Below are 19,146 nucleotides of genomic sequence, written 5' to 3'. Positions count from 1 at the left end.
CATGAAGTTATCTCGCTGGTGCCCGTTAGTCGCATCAATTAGCGCCTTATTTTTAACTACAATTTCGACCACAGCTTATGCCAACGATAACTGGTGGTTCGATGTGGAAGTGATTGCGTTTAAGCGCAACGTGGCACTGTCTGAATTAGAAGAGCAGTTTACGCTAGCCGACAACTTAAACGCCCCTCGCGCTCAGGCAGACATCATCAGCGATGTAATTGCCCCTGATATCAGCCATTTAAAACAAGGCTTAGCCGTATGCGGTGCAGACACTGCGATAAAGTGGCCTAACGACTCTCTTTTTAAAATTCCGTCAAAAGATGTGGACTTCCTATCGCTATCAATTCCAAATAGCGAGCAAAGCACAAATCCGCACACCGATGTGCCACCAACATCGTATTCTGACGACGCTGGCAGCGCCTATAACAATACCGCTAGCCAAGCGGAAAATACTAACACGCAGCCGAACGACGCATTTACCTCTAATCAAGGTAACCTGGCTTATTCATCGGCGGGTTATACCAACGCTCCTAGCTATGCAGATGAAGCAGCTGCAGGTAACGCACCAGATGCAGAAACTATCGCTAGCTACTGGACATCGTTTTTTGGGGTAAAACAAACTACGCCCGTTGCTGTTCCCAAGTTTAAATATTGCGAAGAAGCAAAACCTTGGCTTAGCGCAGAAATTACCACTGTACTAAACGTTATGGCCTCGACAGAGAGCGACGTGAACAGTAATACAATAACAAGCGCTATTTCAGATAACACGGGGGCAATTCAGTCTGCACTGAAGCCGGCCATAGTATGGAAGGTAAACAAGCCAGACAACAGGCTCCCTGCCCCTGCAAGTTTACCCATTGTTGTTGATGGGCACGATTGGCCATTGGCCTCAAAAGCTCACCTGCTTACTAGTGAGCAACAAGCGCTATCATCTATCTCGCGTCAAATTCGCTCGAACCGACAGTTAGAACGCTTATTTCATGCTACCTGGCGTCAGCCCGTTATGTTTGGCAAAAATAAGGCTTTTGATGTGCGCCTATATGGCGGTCAAAACTATGCACAGCAGTTCGATTTAAACGGCGATATGCGAGAGCAAGTGCAGCCCACCGCTGATATTGGCCAATCGCAAAATGGCAAGTCGGAATTTGGATATGGTGCAACCGCAGGTTTAAGCGCTAATAACACATCAAATACGCCAAACGACGACGCATTTAGCCCCGTAAGCACAAGCGAAGATGCGAATAGCACATACAATACTTCATCGTTAGGTGATGGTGAGTTAGCTAGCGTGTCTGATATTTTTGCTGACTTAGACCGCCGGCTTTCAAACCCACAAGCTATAAAGTATGAAGCGCTTAAAGCGCTAGATACCGCTATGATTGTGCAACAAGACGAAGATAACGGATCAGACGCAGCGTTAAGAACACCCATTTGGGAGATAGACGGCACAATAAAGGTATTTCTTAAATACATTAATCGCGTACCGTATCTTCATGTAGATGGTGAAATGTTTTATCGCCAGCCAGTGCCGCTAAGCTACTTTAGCAGTGAAGAAAGTAACGCTGCATCAGCTAACCAAGCAACACCAACCGAATACAAGTTGGTATCGGTTCCGTTAGCCGAGCAGCGCCGAGTGATCAGTACTCAACTGCACTACTTCGATCATCCTTTATTCGGGTTTGTAGTTCAGGTTCGCCGTTACAACCGCCCTAACGTTAGCGAGTAGCGTTTTTCGCGCCAGCTACAGCATTAGCGCGTCCAGCTTTGCGGTTGCTAACCGCTGGTTTCTGATCGCTGGTTGCTAGTTGCTAGTTGCTAGTTTGCAGCATCTAATGACTTAGCGCGTAAAAGCAGAACAAGAAATGAGTTAAGAAAATAAGGTTTTTATGAAAATTTACACTCGCACTGGCGATAAAGGCAGTACGCAGATTTATGCTGACAAAGCCGTACGTGTTGATAAAGACGATTTGGTCGTACAAAGCTACGGTGACATGGACGAACTCAATAGCCACATTGGTTTACTAGCCGCTTATGTTGCTAACGAACATAAGCCCATGCTGCACGATATTCAGCGTAACCTGTTCCAAGCTGGCTTTGCCATTTCTGCAAGCTCTACATTGAAGCAAGCCGACGTTGAAAGCTTAGAGAGCCTGATAGACACCATTACAAGCAAAATGCCGCCCAATACTTCGTTCGTACTGCCTGGCGGATGTAAAGCGGCAGCCCAGGCTCACGTATGCCGAGCCGTATGTCGTCGCGCTGAGCGTGCCGTTATTAGCTTATCTAAGCATTACGACGTACCAGAAGTGGTAAACGCGTATTTGAACCGCTTAAGTGATTTCCTTTTCACCTTTGCGCGCTTTATGAATGTAGAAGCTGGAATAGACGAAACTGCGGTCTAAAACGCTGGTCTTAATTTGCCAACGACTAACGTAAAGAAATAGTCGTCGACATAACCAGTGAAAGAGCAAGCAAAAGCACATTGAAAAAAACCAGCAAGAATAACTGGTGAGCAAAACGGTAGAGTTAAAAAAACCTACCGTTCGCTTAATTGCTTCACCAGCTTAACGGCACTGTCGTACTTATCATTAAGCCCTGCCGGCATAACCCGCCCGTATAACGCCATAACCCGCTCTTGCTTCTGTGAATCGCCCTCACTTAAGTTAGAAAAGCGCATCTCTAATCCATCCAGAATACTCTCTGCCCCTTCGGGGTTGTTACAGGCAAGTACCATATCGCAGCCAGCATCTAGCGCAGCTTCAGCGCGCTCCACGTAGCTTCCGGCAACACTCGCGCCATGCATCGACAAATCGTCGGAAAATACAGCGCCACCAAAGCCCAAATCACGCTTAAGCACATCTTGCAGCCATTTCGGAGAAAAACCAGCGGGCTTATCGCACACTTGGTTATAAATAACATGGGCAGGCATAACGCCATCAAGCATAGCCCGCTCAACTAAGCGCTCAAACACCACCATGTCAGTGCTTCTTATCTCATCGAAATCACGCTCATCTACCGGAAGCGCCACATGAGAATCGGGGGCAACACTGCCATGCCCAGGGAAATGTTTTCCAATAGCGGGCATATTGACGGTTTTTAACCCTTGTATAAGGTGGGTAGCAAGACGTATCACCTCGTTTGCATTATCAGCAAATGCTCTATCGCCAATAACTTGCGATACACCGTTAATATCCAGCACAGGCGCAAAACTAAAATCAATATCTAAGGTTTTAAGCTCGTGTGCCAATACTAGCCCACACGCCTTAGCATACGCTGCACTTTCATCCTGATGTTCTGACTGCTTTAAAATACTGCCCATAGCAGGTATTGCGGTAAAGCCCTCGCGAAAGCGCTGAACGCGCCCCCCTTCGTGATCAACCGCTATCAATACAGGTCTCTTGGCATAGCGTCTTATATCTTGAACAAGCGCAGAAAGCTGGCGTTTATCATGATAATTACGACTAAATAAAATTACGCCCCCCACAACAGGATGGGCTAACTTTTCCTTTTCTTCAGGCGCAAGTTCTTCGGCCTGACAATCCAACATTAATGGTCCCACAGCACCGCCTTTGTATGTGTCATAAAACATCACTTCAATTTTGCTAGTTCTGTGGTTAGGATAGAGAAAAATAGGGAGTTTTACACGTGATAAATTGGTTCAAGTGGTTGGTTTTAAGTGTTTTAACACTGCTTCTAATAGCGGCTTTGGGGGTTTATATATCGCTTCGGCTAAGCTTACCCGCACTTGATGGCAATAGTGCCACCTATCACGTAAACGCACCTACTGAGTTAAGCCGCGATAGCTTAGGTCATGCCGTCGTTAACGCCAGCGATATTTTCGACGCCGCGTACGCTTTAGGTTTTGCTCACGCACAAGACCGGTTCTTTCAAATGGACTTACAGCGTCGCGCCGCTTCCGGAAGTTTGTCGCAATGGGTGGGCGATGTAGCCCTAGACATTGATAAGAACGCCCGCTTTCACCAATTCGAAAAACGAGCAAAAGCCGTATTCAAGAACCTGCCTTCAACACAACAAGAATTGTTAGTACGCTATGCTCACGGTGTTAATGACGCACTAGATGAATACACCTTGCCGCCTTTTGAATACCTGGCCGCAGGCGTTGATATAAAGCAATGGCAACCTACCGACAGTATTCTTGTTATTTACAGTATGTATTTAGACCTACAAGGTACTCAGGTAGAGCTAGATTTAGCAAGAGAAGCACTACTTTCAACTTTCGGAAATGATATATATAGCTTTATTACCCAGCCAAGCAACTATCAAGCAGCGTTAGACGCCAGTGAAATACCCCTACTTGAGGCTGAAATACCTGACTACCCTGCCTCTCTTCGTACAGACACCACTGCACCAGCTAGTAGTATCGACGAGCCCGCTGAACAGGGCTCAGACAACAAAACCGTTGAGCCCATAAGCGACATTCAAAGTGAAAATTCAGCATCTATCGAATTTTCACCCAATAAATATGGCACATCTGAACCTACACCAGATAAAAGCAACAACACAGCCATTGCTCGTGCCCAATATAACGGCACTGAGCTTCCTGACATTGGCAGTAATAACTGGGCTGTTACAGGAAGTCACACAGCAACGGGTGCAGGCCTTTTAGCTAACGACATGCACTTAGGCTTGCGCGTCACTATCATCTGGTATCGCGCCCAACTTAACTACCAAGAATCGGGTAACAAGGTTCAGGTAACTGGCGTTTCTTTACCAGGCATACCTGGAATTGTAGTGGGTACCAACGGTCATATTGCGTGGGGTTTCACTAACGCAAATCTAGATAATGTGGACTGGATTGAATTAGAGGAAACAACGCCTACCGATACTGTAACAGAGCGTATTCCCCTGCCCGATGGCGAACATGAATACACATTTGAAGTAAGCAAATACGGTCCTGTAAAAGAACTTAACGGCAAACGTTACGCGCTGAACTGGGTTGCGCACCATCCATTTGCGGCTAATTTGGGTATCATAAATTTCGGCGCAGCAAAGAACATTCAAAAAGCGATTACTATAGGCAAACGCATCGCCATCCCAACACAGAACTTAGTTGTTGTAGATGAAACCGGCAATGCCGCGTGGCTACCTGGTGGCGCGGTTATGGACAGGCAACAAGCCTCATTCACGGCAATAAAACAGCAAGATGCAATAGAGCCAAAACGTGCTACACAACTTCCAATGTTATTAAACCCTGAAATGGGAAGAATATGGACAGCCAATGCCAGAGTAATATCAGCTGAAGATTTCAAAGTCTGGGGCGACGGTGGCTATGCCCTTGGCGCTCGCGGGCAACAAATAAGAGACAGGCTTTTTGAAAAAGACACCTTCAGTGAAACCGACTTTTACGCTATTCAGCTAGATAATCACGCTCGCTTTCTTATTCCGTGGCAACACCTGTTATACGGCTTGCTCAACATGCAGGACATTGAGTTCAAACCAGACCTTGCTTATTTAAACGCGTGGAAAGAATGCGCGTGTGAAGACTCGGTGGGCTACACCCTAGTTAAGCATTTTAGGCGCGAGGTAATACAAACCCTTTTTGGTGGCATGCTTTCACACTTAGACCAACAAGGCGTAAACAGCCGCACTCTGCTTAGGGGTATTGAGCCTGCCACTTGGCAGCTTATTCATAGCCAACCTGATTCCTGGCTGCCTGCCGACACCGAAAGTTTCGACGAGTTACTGGTAGATGCTTACAGACGCGCTAAACACAAATTACTAGATAAGTATTCGCCGGTAGAAGCTGACATGGAAACCTTAGCTTGGGGTAAGGTCAACGCTTTATCTGTAGAGCACCCTTTCGCTAGTCAAATTCCATTAGTAGGAAGCATGTTAAATATGCAACAAGTGGAAGGCTTTGGCGATACCTACATGCCTGCGGTTCAAGCGCCTAGCTTTGGTGCTTCTGAGCGATTCTTTGTGAGCCCTGGCCATTTAGAAGATGCCATTTTAACCTTACCTGGTGCGCAGAGCGGTCACCCGCTGTCAGATTTTTTTACAGCAGGTTTTAACGACTATGCTACTCACGCGGCAACGCCCCTGCTTCCCGGCAAACCTATCCATAGTCGGACATTCTATAAAAAAGAGGCTGAATGACACCTGCAATCACACTACTTACAAAAAAGCGTATAGCCCATAAGGTATTAAAGTATGACCATGATGCAAATGCAGCATCCTATGGGCTAGAAGCGGTCGAAAAGCTAAACCTAGACGCCGATACCGTATTTAAAACCTTAGTGGTGAGTACAGACACCAACAAACTGGCTGTTGCTGTAGTACCGGTAAACACCAAGCTAAGCGAAAAGAAAATGGCGAAAGCATTAGGTGTGAAAAAGGTAGAAATGGCGCAGGCAAACGCGGTAATGGTTGCCACAGGCTATGTATTAGGTGGGGTTAGCCCGTTGGGGCAAAAAAAACGCTTACCAAGCGTTATTCATAAAAGCGCTGAAAATCTGCAAGCTATTCACGTAAGCGCAGGAAAGCGAGGGTTAGAAGTGGCGCTTTCCCCTGCCGATTTGGCTTTGCTGACCGGTGCTCAATTTGCTGATATTTCGGTAAGTTAACTTAGCGCAATTTAGAACCTCGTTAACTGCGCTAGCAAAAACTAACTACGCGGTATTTGGTTATGCAACTGCAGCCATTATGTTTTTAAGGTTTTCGATTGGTTTAAGCCTTTTTTTAAGCAGCACATCTTCGTTTATCTTGAGGATTATACCTTTCAATAAATCAGTAGTGTTTTCTATATGTGATATTGACTTAAGATGCTCTATGTCTTCGAAAATCTTACGCCCTTTTAGCGATAGGCGCTTTTCTGATCTACCTTTTGCCAAGTCATTTTGAAGATAACTCGCTATCTTTTTCGCTGACTTTTCATCTTCAGACAATGAGTGAATGTAGTACTTCATCATGCTTGGAACAAAGTCTGTAGTTGCACCGATTTCCATTGTCGCTAAATTGAGAATATCGATTAGGTGCGCAGGTAAACGTCCTTCCACTGGCTTTCGCTTTGCTTCATATTGACGTTTAACCGCAGGTGTAGATTGGTGAGGTAACACAGTCACACTTTCACACTTATCACATACCCCCACCAAGACCTTTTTAACCACACCCGTACCATCACTGAAAGGAACATCTCTTAATTGAAATGTCGCATTTTCAAATGATTGGCACTTATTACATGCCGCTTTCTGCGACTCGCCTACTTTGAAAATTTTCATATCTTTTCCTTAATGATGGACGCTAATAAAAACGCTATTCGGCTCTACGAAATACCATTTAACATACCAATTATGGCCGGCTAGCCTTGTCTTAATTACATGTACTGTAATGCTGCTATCGAAATGATGAAGGCTGGAAGAATAATCGTTTCCTCGACTTCGACCTATAATTTCGGCAACCTCCTCTAGCGACACTTGCCCAATTGCCAATAGATTTTTAACATCAATATCGTTTCTCTGCTCATGGGAAACGTATCCTTTATTTAGACAATCAATGATTTGTCGCTTTATTTCCTTGTAACCCATTGAGCACCCCAAATGTACGCCAAATTGCGTACACTTTCAAATTAAACTTTCAATAAATTTATAGTATGAAAAGTAGAAAGGAGTATGAAGCTGGTCTGTGGTATAGGTTTCTGATGAGTGTTTAAGTGCAGCGCGAGCAATAGCCTAAGACATAGCCTAATTGCCCGCCTGCGCTAACCATTGCTTTCGCGCTTCTTCAAGCGCTGCTTCATCAGGCTGTTCGTTACCCGAAATAGCTACAGCAATTTGCTGAATAATGTCATCGCGCTTTTTAATCAAAGCATCAGTGCGAGCAAACAAGTCTTTAGCTTCAGGGTATTGCTCTTTAAGTACATCTACATCTTCTAGTGCGTAATAGCGCGCTTCAAAGGCTTCGTTATACAGCTGGCGTTTGGCATTAAAAATTACGTAGTCTTTCGCAGTCTCTGAATTAAGATAATCCATATCTTCTGAAGATAAACTGGCAGCTTGCCCTACTTCACGAGCCTGCACCATCCATGAATCAACAGCTTCGGCGTCATCATTTTTAACAGCCTGCTTTACACCCTGCTGCAAATCGCTGGCGTGAAGAATTTCCATCACTGTAATAAGCGGAACTTGTGCTGCGCTCTGGTCTCGATTGTCTGCATCTAGCGACAAATAAGCGAACCAAGCAAAGATAGCGGCAATAATAATAGCAAGAACGACAAGTGCTTTTTTCACACTTTCCTCCAAAGACATGCATATAGAAATCAGTGCGGGTGCACTGTAAAAAAGAAGCAATACAAAAAGAGCGAGAGATCTCGCTCTTTTTCAGTATTGTAACGACCTAAAGATTATTGGTCGACAGGCTCTGAGTTTTCAACTCGGCTTTTCAGTTTTTGACCCGGGCGGAATGTAACCACGCGGCGCGCTTTGATTGGAATGTCTTCACCGGTTTTGGGATTACGGCCAGGACGTTCGTTTTTATCACGCAAGTCAAAGTTACCAAAACCCGACAGTTTTACTTGCTCACCAGATTCCAGAGCGCCTTTAATCTCTTCGAAAAAAAGCTCTACCAGATCCTTCGCATCACGCTTGTTAATGCCTAGTTTCTCGAATAGGTGTTCAGCCATCTCGGCTTTGGTCAATGCCATAGTTTACTCTCTTAACGCGGCCCCAAACTCAGATTCCAGACCTTTAACCACAGTATCTACAGCTTGCTGAATCTCAGCTTCTTCCAAGGTTTTATCCGGATCTTGTAAATGAAGTGACAAAGCAAGGCTCTTATAGCCAGGCTCAATTCCCTTGCCTTTGTACTCATCGAACAAGTTTAGAGCAACTAGTTGATTTACGCCAATATTTTCTATGTAAGAAAGCACATTTCCTACACGCACTTCATCTTTAACCGTAATAGCAATATCACGGCGATTCGATGGGAAGCGCGATACTGGTACGGCTGACGGTAATTTACGATCGGTAATGGCATCTACCACTAGTTCGAACACAAATACGCGACCGTTAACACCAAGCAATTTAGTAAACTGCGGGTGTATAGCACCAATATAGCCAACTTCTTCATCATTAAGCAAAATTTTTGCCGTCATACCAGGGTGCAACGCACTATGTTGCCCTGTAACGAACTGGAACTCGCCGGTTTTACCCGTAAGTGCCAACAACGCCTCAACGTCAGCTTTCGCATCAAAGAAATCAACCGGGCTGTCGCCCAAGTCCCAATGTTCTTCATTACGACGCCCTGCTACTACACCACCAATTACTTGCTGTTGCAATACACCATTAGGCGCATCTTGTTGAGGAATAAAGCGTAATCCGGTTTCAAACATGCGAACACGTTGTTGCTGACGCTTCTGATTATAAGCAGTAGCACCTAGCAACCCCGGCCATAAACTTACGCGCATTACCGACATATCAGAAGAGATTGGGTGTGGTAACACCATGCCTTTCACGTCTGGGAATAATGCGTTTTGAATTTTAGGATCTACAAACGAGTAAGTAATTGCTTCATTGTAGCCGCGGCTAAGTAGCAACGACTTCATAGTGTTTAGCGGCAACTTAGCTTCTTGCGAAGGTAGCATTGCCAGCGTAGCTTTTGGCGCCACGTTTGGAATGTTGTTGTAGCCGTAAACACGGGCAATCTCTTCAATCAAATCTTCTTCAATTGAAATATCGAAACGATAGCTTGGCGCAACCGCTTCCCAGCCTGCTTCAGTTTGCGTAACGTCTAAACCAAGGCGGTTAAGCATTTCCGTTACTTTTGCATCATCAATGCTAATGCCAAGTACACGAGCTAAGCGATCACGACGAAGCGTAACCGTTGCCTGCTTAGGTAGCTTGTCTTCAGCCACAGCTTCGACCACAGGGCCAGCTTCACCACCACAAATTTCAAGAACTAGTGCAGTAGCGCGCTCCATGGCTTTACGCTGAAGTAGCGGGTCTACGCCACGCTCATAGCGGTGCGAGGCATCGGTATGTAAACCATACTGACGGGCACGGCCCATAATGGCATCACGGCTAAAGAACGCACTTTCAAGCAAAATATCTTGCGTTTCTGTAGTTACACCAGAGTGTAGGCCACCGAAAATACCCGCCATTGCTAGCGCTTTGTTGTCATCAGCAATAACTAACGTATTGCTTTGCAGCTTAGCTTCGGTTTCGTCAAGTAGCGTAAGGGCTTCGCCTTCATTCGCCATACGCACGTTAATGTTGCCTTCAATGCTGGCAAGGTTAAATGCGTGCATTGGCTGGCCAAGCTCTAGCAATACAAAGTTAGTCACATCTACAATGGGGTCGATGTTGCGAATACCGCAACGACGAAGCTTTTCAACTAACCACAGTGGCGATGCTGCTTTTACGTTAACGCCTTTAACCACACGACCTAAATAACGTGGGCATGCGTCATCCGCGCTTAACGTAATTGATAATTTATCTTCAATTGTTGCGTCTACCGCTACTACTTCAGGCTCGCACACGTCAAGGTTATTAAGCACGCCTACTTCACGGGCAATACCGCGAATACCCAAACAGTCTGCACGGTTTGGTGTAAGGTCTACTTCAATTGCGTTGTCATCAAGACCAAGGTAATCGCGAATGTCTGCGCCAATAGGTGCATCGGCTGGAAGCTCGATAATACCGTCGTGGTCGTCGCTAATACCTAGCTCAGAGAAGCTACATAGCATGCCGAAAGACGGCTCGCCGCGAAGCTTCGCTTTCTTAATTTTGAAGTCGCCTGGCAATACAGCGCCAACAACCGCTACTGCTACTTTAATGCCCTGACGACAGTTAGGTGCACCACAAACGATATCTAGTAGCTCATCGCCACCTACGTTAATTTTAGTTACGCGCAGTTTATCGGCATTCGGGTGTTGACCGCACTCAACCACTTCACCTACTAGCACGCCTTTAAAATCGCCTGCTACTGGCTCAACGCCGTCTACTTCTAGGCCAGCCATGCTCAACTGTTCAGACAGCTCATGTGCCGACAGCGACGGGTTAACCCACTCTCTTAACCATTTTTCACTGAATTTCATGTGTACTCTCTGCCTTAGTTGAACTGCTTAAGGAAACGAAGATCGTTTTCAAAGAACGCGCGCAAGTCGTTAACACCGTAACGAAGCATAGTTAAGCGCTCTACGCCCATACCAAAGGCAAAACCTGTGTATTCTTCTGGGTCGATACCCACAGCTTTAAGTACATTTGGGTGCACCATGCCGCAGCCTAGTACTTCAAGCCACTGACCGTTTTTACCCATAACGTCTACTTCTGCTGAAGGCTCAGTAAACGGGAAGTAAGACGGACGGAAACGAATTTCTAGCGACTCTTCAAAGAAGTGATGTAAGAAGTCGTGCAAAATACCTTTAAGGTCGGTAAAGCTAACGTTCTTATCAACCATCAAACCTTCCACCTGGTGGAACATTGGCGTGTGAGTTTGATCGTAGTCGTTACGATACACGCGCCCTGGCGAGATAATACGCAATGGTGGCTTTTCCGCTTCCATAGTACGAATTTGAACACCAGAGGTTTGCGTACGAAGCATCATGTCTGGGTTGAAATAAAAGGTATCGTGATCGGCACGCGCTGGGTGATTCGCTGGAATGTTCAGAGCGTCGAAATTGTGAAAACCATCTTCAATTTCAGGGCCGGTCTTTACCGAGAAACCAAGCTCGCCAAAGAAAGATTCAATACGCGCAATTGTGCGGCTAACCGGGTGCAAGTTACCTGGCTTTTCAGTACGGCCTGGCAAAGTTACATCAATGGCTTCTTCGGCTAGCTTTTTGTTAAGCTCTTCAGTGCGTAAAAACTCACCTTTTGCAGAAATAGCTTGCTGAATAACCTGCTTAGCTTGGTTAATCTTTTGGCCTGCGGCAGGACGTTCTTCGTTAGATAACTTTCCAAGCCCTTTAAGTAAGTCGGTAAGTTTACCTTTCTTACCCATGAATTCGACCCTAACTTGGTCTAATGTGGCTGCATCTTGTGCAGCGTCAATCTGGCTTTGTGCCTGATTGATAATAGCGTCAAGCTCCATGTTTTCCTCAATTTACATGATGACTGCATGGCCAAAGCATAGGAAGAATTTTTCTGTGCGCTAAGGCTTGCCTGAAATAAAAGCGGTAGTTTACACGAGTGACAGATATAAGGGCTAGCCTAGATAGCAGATATTGACAAATTTTCTAGCAAATATAAGTTTTTTTGGGTGAGACTATGTTTGCAATGCAATTTTAGGGACACAAAAACGAAAAAAGGCGAGCATCCTGCTCGCCTTTTTCCGAAAGAACTTAAACTTAATTAGTTAATAATTAAGCTAATGCGCCTTTAGCCGCTTCGACTAGTGCGCTGAAAGCTGCTTTGTCATGTACTGCGATGTCGGCAAGGATCTTACGATCGATTTCAACAGACGCTTTCTTCAAACCGTTAATGAAACGGCTGTATGACATACCATTTTGACGAGCAGCAGCATTGATACGTGCAATCCATAGTTGACGGAATTGACGCTTGCGCTGACGACGGTCACGGTAAGCATATTGACCAGCTTTAGTTACAGCTTGTACCGCTACGCGATATACACGTGAACGTGCGCCGTAATAACCTTTTGCCTGCTTGAGGACTTTTTTGTGACGAGCACGTGCGATAGTGCCGCGTTTTACTCTAGCCATTAATCAGTCTCCTAAGTCTTATACGTAAGGCAACATGCGCTGAACCAATTTGGTATCAGAATCATGAACCAGTTTTTTGCCACGAAGGTGACGTTTACGCTTAGAGCTCTTCTTAGTCAGAATGTGACGTAAGTGAGACTGTTTGCTTTTAAAGCGGCCAGAACCCGTTTTCTTGAAACGTTTGGCGGCACCGCTTACAGTTTTCATTTTAGGCATTGCTAAAACTCCGCATTGTTTAATATCGGTATTTTTCGTGTTGCAGTCACTTCATACCGGCTAATGTTTAGCAGCAAGGTGTTTAAGGGTGCAGATTCCTTAAAACTTTAGACCGTTACTACTTCTTATTTGGGGCTAGCACCATGATCATCTGACGGCCTTCCACACGACGTGGGAAAGACTCGCAGGTAGCGATATCTTCCAAATCACCTTTAACGCGATTTAGTAGATCGATACCGATGTCTTGGTGCGCCATTTCACGACCGCGGAAGCGGATCGTAACTTTGGCTTTATCACCACCTTCAAGAAAGCGACGCAGGTTGCGCAGTTTTACCTGGTAATCGCCTTCATCAGTGCCAGGGCGAAATTTAATCTCCTTGACCTGAATTTGCTTCTGTTTTTTCTTCTGCTCTTTCTGAGCTTTACTTTTTTCGAAGAGGAATTTGCCATAGTCCATAACTTTACAGACTGGCGGCTCGGCATTCGGACTGATTTCTACTAGATCTAGGCTCGCTTCTTCAGCGGCACGCGTAGCATCTGCTAGCGAAACCACACCAACCTGTTCACCGTCTTTGCCAATTAATCTTACTTCTCTGGCTTTAATCTCATCGTTAATGCGGGCTTTGTCGCCCTGAGCCTTGTTGTTAGCGCCTTTAATGTGCTATTCCTCCAAACATTTAATTCTTTTGTCTGCTTCTGGGTTGGTCGATTGACCTAAAGTAAAACCAAAAGCAGACACCTTACTTGTGCATTATACACAAATTGCTCAACTATTTAATTGTCTTTTCTACAACTTCTTGTTGAGCCATGGCAATAAAGTCTTCCAGGCGCATTTTGCCTAGGTCGTCACCGCGACGAGAGCGCACTGCTACTTCGCCCGCTTCCATTTCTTTATCGCCCACAACTAGCATATATGGAATACGCTTAAGTGTGTGCTCGCGGATTTTAAAGCCGATCTTCTCATTTCGCAAGTCAGACTTTGCTCTAAACCCTAAATCTTGCAGTTTTTTTACACAATTTGATGCGTAATCAGCTTGTTTGTCAGTAATGTTCATTACTACAACCTGCTGAGGCGCTAACCAAAGTGGGAAGAAACCTGCAAATTCTTCGGTCAAAATACCAATGAAGCGTTCTAGTGAACCCAAAATAGCGCGGTGAATCATTACCGGTACTTTGCGCTCGCCATCTTCAGCTACATAGGTAGAGCCTAAACGACCTGGCATTGAGAAGTCTAGCTGTACGGTTCCGCACTGCCATGCACGGTCTAAGCAATCGTGCAGCGTAAACTCAATTTTCGGCCCGTAGAACGCACCTTCGCCAGGCTGATAATCGAATTCGATATCATTGGCTTTAAGTGCATCTGCAAGCGCAGCTTCTGATTTGTCCCAAATCTCGTCAGCACCTACGCGCTTTTCTGGGCGAGTAGACAGCTTAACTTTGATATTTTCGAAACCAAACGCAGCGTATGTCTCGTACACCATCTTAATACAGCCACTCACCTCTTCTAGGATCTGTTCTTCAGTACAGAAAATGTGAGCATCGTCTTGGGTAAAGCCACGAACACGCATTAGGCCGTGTAGTGCGCCCGATGGTTCATTACGGTGACAGCAGCCGAACTCAGCCATACGAAGCGGTAGGTCGCGGTACGATTTCAAACCTTGGTTGAAAATTTGTACGTGGCCTGGGCAGTTCATTGGCTTAACGGCATATTCACGCTTTTCAGATTCTGTGGTGAACATGTTTTCAGCGTACTTGTCCCAGTGACCCGATTTTTCCCAAAGCGTACGGTCCATCATTAATGGGCCTTTTACTTCGTCGTAGCCGTATTCGCGAAGCTTCTTACGCACAAAGCTTTCTAGTTCGGTATAAATTGACCAACCATCGTTGTGCCAAAACACCATACCTGGCGCTTCTTCTTGCCAATGGAAAAGGTTAAGTGCTTTACCAATTTTACGGTGATCGCGCTTTTCTGCCTCTTCTAGGCGCTGTAGGTAAGACTTAAGCTGCTTTTTGTCAGCCCATGCAGTACCGTAAATACGCTGAAGCATTTTGTTGTCGCTGTCGCCACGCCAGTAAGCGCCTGCCACTTTCATTAGTTTGAAGTGGTGACAGAACTTCATGTTTGGTACGTGAGGTCCACGACACATGTCTGTGTATTCTTCGTGGTGATAAAGTGCTGGGCGGTCGTCCTTACCGATGTTCTCATCAAGAATTTCCATTTTGTAGCTTTCACCGCGTGCTTCAAATGCATCGCGTGCTTCTTGCCAGCTCACTTTGTTTTTAACCACGTTGTAATTGGTTTTAGCCAGTTCAAGCATACGCTTTTCTAGTTTGGCTAAGTCTTCCTGGGTTAGGCTTTCTTCCATATCAACGTCGTAATAGAAACCGTTGTCGATAACTGGGCCGATAGCCATTTTGGTGTTAGGCCAAAGTTGCTTAATAGCGTGACCTAACAAGTGCGCGCAACTGTGACGAAGAATTTCTAACCCTTCATCGTCTTTTGCAGTAATAATTTGAAGTTGTGCGTCCGCGTCAATCATATCAACGGCGTCAACTAATTCACCGTTTACTTTCCCTGCAATGGTTGCTTTGGCTAAACCAGGGCCAATGTCGTTTGCAACGTCTAATACAGAAACAGCGTTATCGAAAGCGCGTTGGCTTCCATCAGGAAGGGTAATTACAGGCATTTTAATTCCTTTACAGTGGTGACGCCTACTCTGCGCCACATGCATTTATTTAATAAATTAATCGTGCTTTTTAGCACTCGAAACTTGCTTTACATTAATCGCGTTGGCGTAACAATAAGATACCCGCGCTGCACTTGTTTACTTAGCTTTTGTTAAACAAGCAGCATTAAAGTAAGTGGTGGATTATAACTAGTGTATGGTCAACTTCAATATTGAAAAGCCTTTATTCACTAATTAGTGAGTCTTTGTTTATATCTAATAGGTTTTTAGTGAGATTTGATGTCGTAATTTATGCATTTCACCATTTTTAACCCATACTTTAGTTGAAGGCGATAACGGTGAATAAGCAAGCCCCCTTGTATGCACATTAAATTGCATTAGCCCAATTGTTGCACATCACCCTTTCTGCCTTTTTGAGCTTAAGCATTAAACCAAGCAGAGTGTGTAATATGTGGCATTTTATTAGCGAACATATTTCAGATGAAACCCAGCAATTTTTTAGCTGCCAGAAGGCTGAGCGCGTAAGCGGTGGCGACACTCACGAAAGCTACATCATAAAAGATGAGACCCACAGGTATTTTGTAAAAACGAGGCGCTACGACGACACCCAGCAACTTTCCCATGAAGCGGAAGGGCTTACTGCTATTGCCAACACACAAACCATTTGTACACCCCAGGTTATTTGTCACGGTATCACGGCTAACGAATCGCCCAATATGGAGTATTTAGTACTTTCTCATATTCGATTCTTAGAGCCTGCCGTAAGCGATTATTTTACACTAGGGCAGCAGCTTGCTGCGCTACATAGCGTCAACGCCTACACCAGCTATGGGTGGCCCCACGACAACTATATTGGCGCCAGCGTACAAACCAACGGGCGCATGGCATCGTGGGCCGACTTTTTTGCAGAAAAACGCATAGGCAGTATGTTAGAACGCCTAGCATTGCATGGTCTCTGGACAAAGCAAAACGGTGATATTGATAATATCGTCACAAAGGTAAGGCACTTATTAAGCTTGCATCAACCCCACCCTTCTCTGCTTCACGGCGATTTATGGGCGGGTAATGCGGGCTTTAATAAAAAAGGGCCTGTTTTGTTCGACCCTGCCGTGTATGTTGGCGACGGTGAAACTGACCTTGCTATGGCTGAACTGTTTGGTGGTTTCCCCAATACCTTCTTTGATGGCTACCACCAGCACACGCCAATTGAAAAAAATTACGCGTTAAGAAAACCAATTTACCAGCTTTACCATATTTTAAATCACGGGTTATTATTCGGCGCACATTATATTGCGCAAGCCGAACAAATATTAGAAGACATCTATAGGCATTAAAAAAAGCGCAGTACACAAGCCTTATAACCGCCAAACGATTTAAAATAGAGAGTAGCTTTTATTATGACGAATTCAGGCCCTGTGGCACTTCCTGTTGCGCTTATAACTGGGGCAGCAAAACGAATAGGCGCAGCCATGGCGTGTAAGCTACACAATGAAGGCTATCGCATTATTATTCATTATGGGCACTCTAAAGACGATGCTTTTGCGCTGGCTGAAAAGTTAAATAGTCAGCGAGCGGATTCTGCCACCTGCCTACAAGCCAACCTTTGCAATTCGGACGAAGTAAATGCACTAGGCCAAAAGGCGCTAGATGTATGGGGTCAGCTAGACGTGTTAGTAAACAATGCTTCAAGCTTTTACCCTACGCCCATAGGCGATATTTTAGAAGATGATTGGGATTCTCTAGTAGGAAGCAACCTAAAAGGCCCCCTGTTTTTATCACAAGCGCTAGCCCCCGCTTTAAAAGCTAATAAAGGCTGCATTATCAATATGGTCGATATGCATATTGACCGGCCGCTTCCAAAACATAGCGTTTATTTAATCGCTAAATCTGGGTTAGCTTCGCTTACCCAATCATTAGCTATAGACTTAGCCCCTAACATACGTGTAAATGGTATCGCCCCCGGTGCCATTTTATGGCCAGAGCGGGAAATGGATGATGCAGAAAAAGACAAACTGCTATCAAGCATACCATTGGGCGAATTAGGTACACCTGAAGACATTGCTAATACACTGTCGTTTTTAGTGTCGGCACCCTACATTACTGGGCAAATTATCTATGTTGACGGTGGTCGCGGCCTTCATACTGGTGCATCAGCATGAAGGCTTTACGCAACCTGCCTTTCCGATTAAAAAGCGCCTGCGGCGACAAGAGTAACAACGCCCGCGGCTATAAGAATAACAGCGCACGCGGCGTCCAAGATACAAATGTATACGGCGGCGGTAAATTCATAAAACTCTGCCGTATAAGCATAGTCGGTGCTAGCTTAGTAACCTTGTTCGGATGCTTTGGAGGCGATACGGTAAAGCAGAGTATTGAAGATTATGCAGAACGACTTTCTAGAGTACTAGACACTCCCCTACCCGATACATTTAACGACAAGATCACTACACCACTTCCTAAACTGGCCGACTCAGCCACGCTAAAACATACTATAGAGGGTGTTAGCATTAACTTGCGCGAGTTTTATGCGCTGCAAGATTGTGAGTTAGGCACTGTGGTTGCCGAGCGCAATACATCGTTAGGAAAAAGCCAGTTGCCGTCCCAAAGACTAGCTTATGAAAGCAAGCTGCTTAGCGTATTGAAAAGCTGTGAAGCAGCGCTATCGGTAGGTGGCAGTGCAAGTGTTAGCACAGGTGGCAGTGCAAGAGATAGTGCAAGTAAAAGCCCAAATGAAAGCGTAAATAAAAACGTGGCTAAACACAATCAGGCACTGGCCGAAACTATTGCTTCTTGGCGTGAACAAAAGTCACAAGATTACAGCAAAACGTGGGCGAACCTTATTCAAGGGAGCCAAGAATTACGATTGGCGCTAAATACACCTGAGCGTCTGTTTTCCGTTGAAAATAATAAAGACGCCCTTTCAAGTGTTAATGCACTGTTTTACCTAAGCAGCTTGAACAAGATGTCATTTTCTTCTGGCGAAACGGCATCAAAGCATAGCGCTAAAACGTTAAGCACCAACCAGAACCGCGTAGGCAAGGCTTCTGGAGGCGATAATGGTAGCACCAGTGACAAGGTTATTAATGAGAACTCAATAAACAGCGACGAAAGCCCTATCGACAGTAGCGAATTAGAACAACAGCTGCAAATTATACGCTCAGCTCGTTTACCCGCTACGCTGTGGCATACACAGCAGACGTTAACGCAAAACCTTTCTTTACTTACTAACATGCTAACCACTGAGCTGGATGCCGTAAGCTGCCCGGAAGGCCGCGCTAGTGATAAAGCCAAGATACTGCGCAACGTGTTTTATTTATTTTTTATTGAAGAAGTACAGCCTGTAGGAAGCTTGGTAAACCAATACCATTACAAGCTAGCTCCCTTGTGGGAAGACTGGCTTAAACAGCCTTCGTTGCATGAAGAATTCAAAAACTATATCAGGCAGCAATCTCAAGACGGTTTTGATGAGTACAGTCGCGCTATGAAAGCTCATGTTAACCTGTGGCAAGGGTTTCTTGGCAGGTGTAACCTTTCACCTGTACCACCGGTTTAACGGGCAGAGCTACACAC

The 19,146-nt window shown here is 45.3% G+C and carries 17 protein-coding genes; 7 read left to right on the top strand and 10 right to left on the bottom strand.

The window, feature by feature from the left end:
- The first annotated feature begins 1 nt into the window (after position 1).
- Together ACYX4W_RS11160 and ACYX4W_RS11155 are read left to right on the top strand one after the other, a co-directional pair.
- Positions 2-1,726, top strand: a complete 1,725-nt coding sequence (locus ACYX4W_RS11160; RefSeq protein WP_476073232.1) for a CsiV family protein — start codon at positions 2-4, stop codon at positions 1,724-1,726.
- Positions 1,727-1,886: 160 nt separating this feature from the next.
- Positions 1,887-2,402: a cob(I)yrinic acid a,c-diamide adenosyltransferase gene (locus ACYX4W_RS11155; RefSeq protein WP_476073231.1), complete on the top strand. Its 516-nt coding sequence runs from the start codon at positions 1,887-1,889 to the stop codon at positions 2,400-2,402.
- 134 nt (positions 2,403-2,536) lie between these two features.
- Here the strand turns inward: ACYX4W_RS11155 and nagZ are convergent, their stop codons facing one another.
- On the bottom strand, positions 2,537-3,547 hold the full coding sequence (nagZ, locus tag ACYX4W_RS11150; protein WP_476075466.1) for a beta-N-acetylhexosaminidase: 1,011 nt from the start codon (positions 3,545-3,547) through the stop codon (positions 2,537-2,539).
- Between the two features lie 98 nt (positions 3,548-3,645).
- On the opposite strand from nagZ, the gene ACYX4W_RS11145 reads away from it, so the two are divergent.
- A complete protein-coding gene (locus tag ACYX4W_RS11145; RefSeq protein ID WP_476073230.1) occupies positions 3,646-6,117 on the top strand; it encodes a penicillin acylase family protein in 2,472 nt (823 codons plus the stop codon).
- Positions 6,114-6,584 carry a Cys-tRNA(Pro) deacylase gene (gene ybaK, locus ACYX4W_RS11140; RefSeq protein ID WP_476073229.1) on the top strand — a complete coding sequence of 157 codons (471 nt, stop codon included), beginning with the start codon at positions 6,114-6,116 and terminating at the stop codon, positions 6,582-6,584. The genes ACYX4W_RS11145 and ybaK overlap by 4 nt, the downstream gene beginning before the upstream one ends.
- A 60-nt stretch (positions 6,585-6,644) precedes the next feature.
- Here ybaK and ACYX4W_RS11135 read toward each other — a convergent pair whose 3' ends face one another.
- The 9 genes from ACYX4W_RS11135 to thrS form a co-directional block, all read right to left on the bottom strand.
- A complete protein-coding gene (locus tag ACYX4W_RS11135; protein WP_476073228.1) occupies positions 6,645-7,238 on the bottom strand; it encodes a hypothetical protein in 594 nt (197 codons plus the stop codon).
- 462 nt (positions 7,239-7,700) lie between these two features.
- The gene (locus tag ACYX4W_RS11130) at positions 7,701-8,246 is read right to left on the bottom strand and encodes a hypothetical protein (RefSeq protein ID WP_476073227.1); all 546 of its coding nucleotides are present in this window, start codon (positions 8,244-8,246) and stop codon (positions 7,701-7,703) included.
- Between the two features lie 113 nt (positions 8,247-8,359).
- The gene (ihfA, locus tag ACYX4W_RS11125) at positions 8,360-8,659 is read right to left on the bottom strand and encodes an integration host factor subunit alpha (RefSeq protein WP_012518129.1); all 300 of its coding nucleotides are present in this window, start codon (positions 8,657-8,659) and stop codon (positions 8,360-8,362) included.
- Between the two features lie 3 nt (positions 8,660-8,662).
- Positions 8,663-11,050 (bottom strand): phenylalanine--tRNA ligase subunit beta, encoded by a 2,388-nt coding sequence (gene pheT, locus ACYX4W_RS11120; protein ID WP_476073226.1) that lies wholly within the window; start codon positions 11,048-11,050, stop codon positions 8,663-8,665.
- 14 nt (positions 11,051-11,064) lie between these two features.
- Complete coding sequence (gene pheS / locus ACYX4W_RS11115) at positions 11,065-12,045, bottom strand: phenylalanine--tRNA ligase subunit alpha (protein WP_015066912.1); 981 nt, start codon at positions 12,043-12,045, stop codon at positions 11,065-11,067.
- A gap of 271 nt (positions 12,046-12,316) precedes the next feature.
- Entirely contained in the window at positions 12,317-12,673 is a 357-nt protein-coding gene (rplT, locus tag ACYX4W_RS11110) for a 50S ribosomal protein L20 (protein WP_012518092.1), read from the bottom strand.
- An 18-nt stretch (positions 12,674-12,691) separates the two neighbouring features.
- A complete protein-coding gene (rpmI, locus tag ACYX4W_RS11105) occupies positions 12,692-12,889 on the bottom strand; it encodes a 50S ribosomal protein L35 (RefSeq protein ID WP_012518091.1) in 198 nt (65 codons plus the stop codon).
- A gap of 118 nt (positions 12,890-13,007) precedes the next feature.
- Positions 13,008-13,547: a translation initiation factor IF-3 gene (gene infC / locus ACYX4W_RS11100; RefSeq protein WP_179985174.1), complete on the bottom strand. Its 540-nt coding sequence runs from the start codon at positions 13,545-13,547 to the stop codon at positions 13,008-13,010.
- A gap of 112 nt (positions 13,548-13,659) precedes the next feature.
- Entirely contained in the window at positions 13,660-15,576 is a 1,917-nt protein-coding gene (gene thrS, locus ACYX4W_RS11095) for a threonine--tRNA ligase (RefSeq protein ID WP_476073225.1), read from the bottom strand.
- A gap of 449 nt (positions 15,577-16,025) precedes the next feature.
- Here thrS and ACYX4W_RS11090 point away from each other — a divergent pair, with 449 nt between their 5' ends.
- The 3 genes from ACYX4W_RS11090 to ACYX4W_RS11080 all read left to right on the top strand — a co-directional run bounded on the left by ACYX4W_RS11090 (position 16,026) and on the right by ACYX4W_RS11080 (position 19,129).
- The gene (locus tag ACYX4W_RS11090; RefSeq protein ID WP_476073224.1) at positions 16,026-16,910 is read left to right on the top strand and encodes a fructosamine kinase family protein; all 885 of its coding nucleotides are present in this window, start codon (positions 16,026-16,028) and stop codon (positions 16,908-16,910) included.
- A gap of 63 nt (positions 16,911-16,973) precedes the next feature.
- Positions 16,974-17,735 carry a pteridine reductase gene (locus ACYX4W_RS11085; RefSeq protein WP_476073223.1) on the top strand — a complete coding sequence of 254 codons (762 nt, stop codon included), beginning with the start codon at positions 16,974-16,976 and terminating at the stop codon, positions 17,733-17,735.
- A complete protein-coding gene (locus ACYX4W_RS11080; RefSeq protein WP_476073222.1) occupies positions 17,732-19,129 on the top strand; it encodes a DUF3080 family protein in 1,398 nt (465 codons plus the stop codon). Before ACYX4W_RS11085 ends, ACYX4W_RS11080 begins: the two co-directional genes overlap by 4 nt.
- The last annotated feature ends 17 nt before the right edge of the window (positions 19,130-19,146 follow it).

The organism is Alteromonas sp. ABH4_454 (assembly GCF_056311775.1).
The sequence above is the reverse complement of the archived record's forward strand: the minus strand, read 5'-3'. Positions and strand labels throughout refer to the sequence as shown.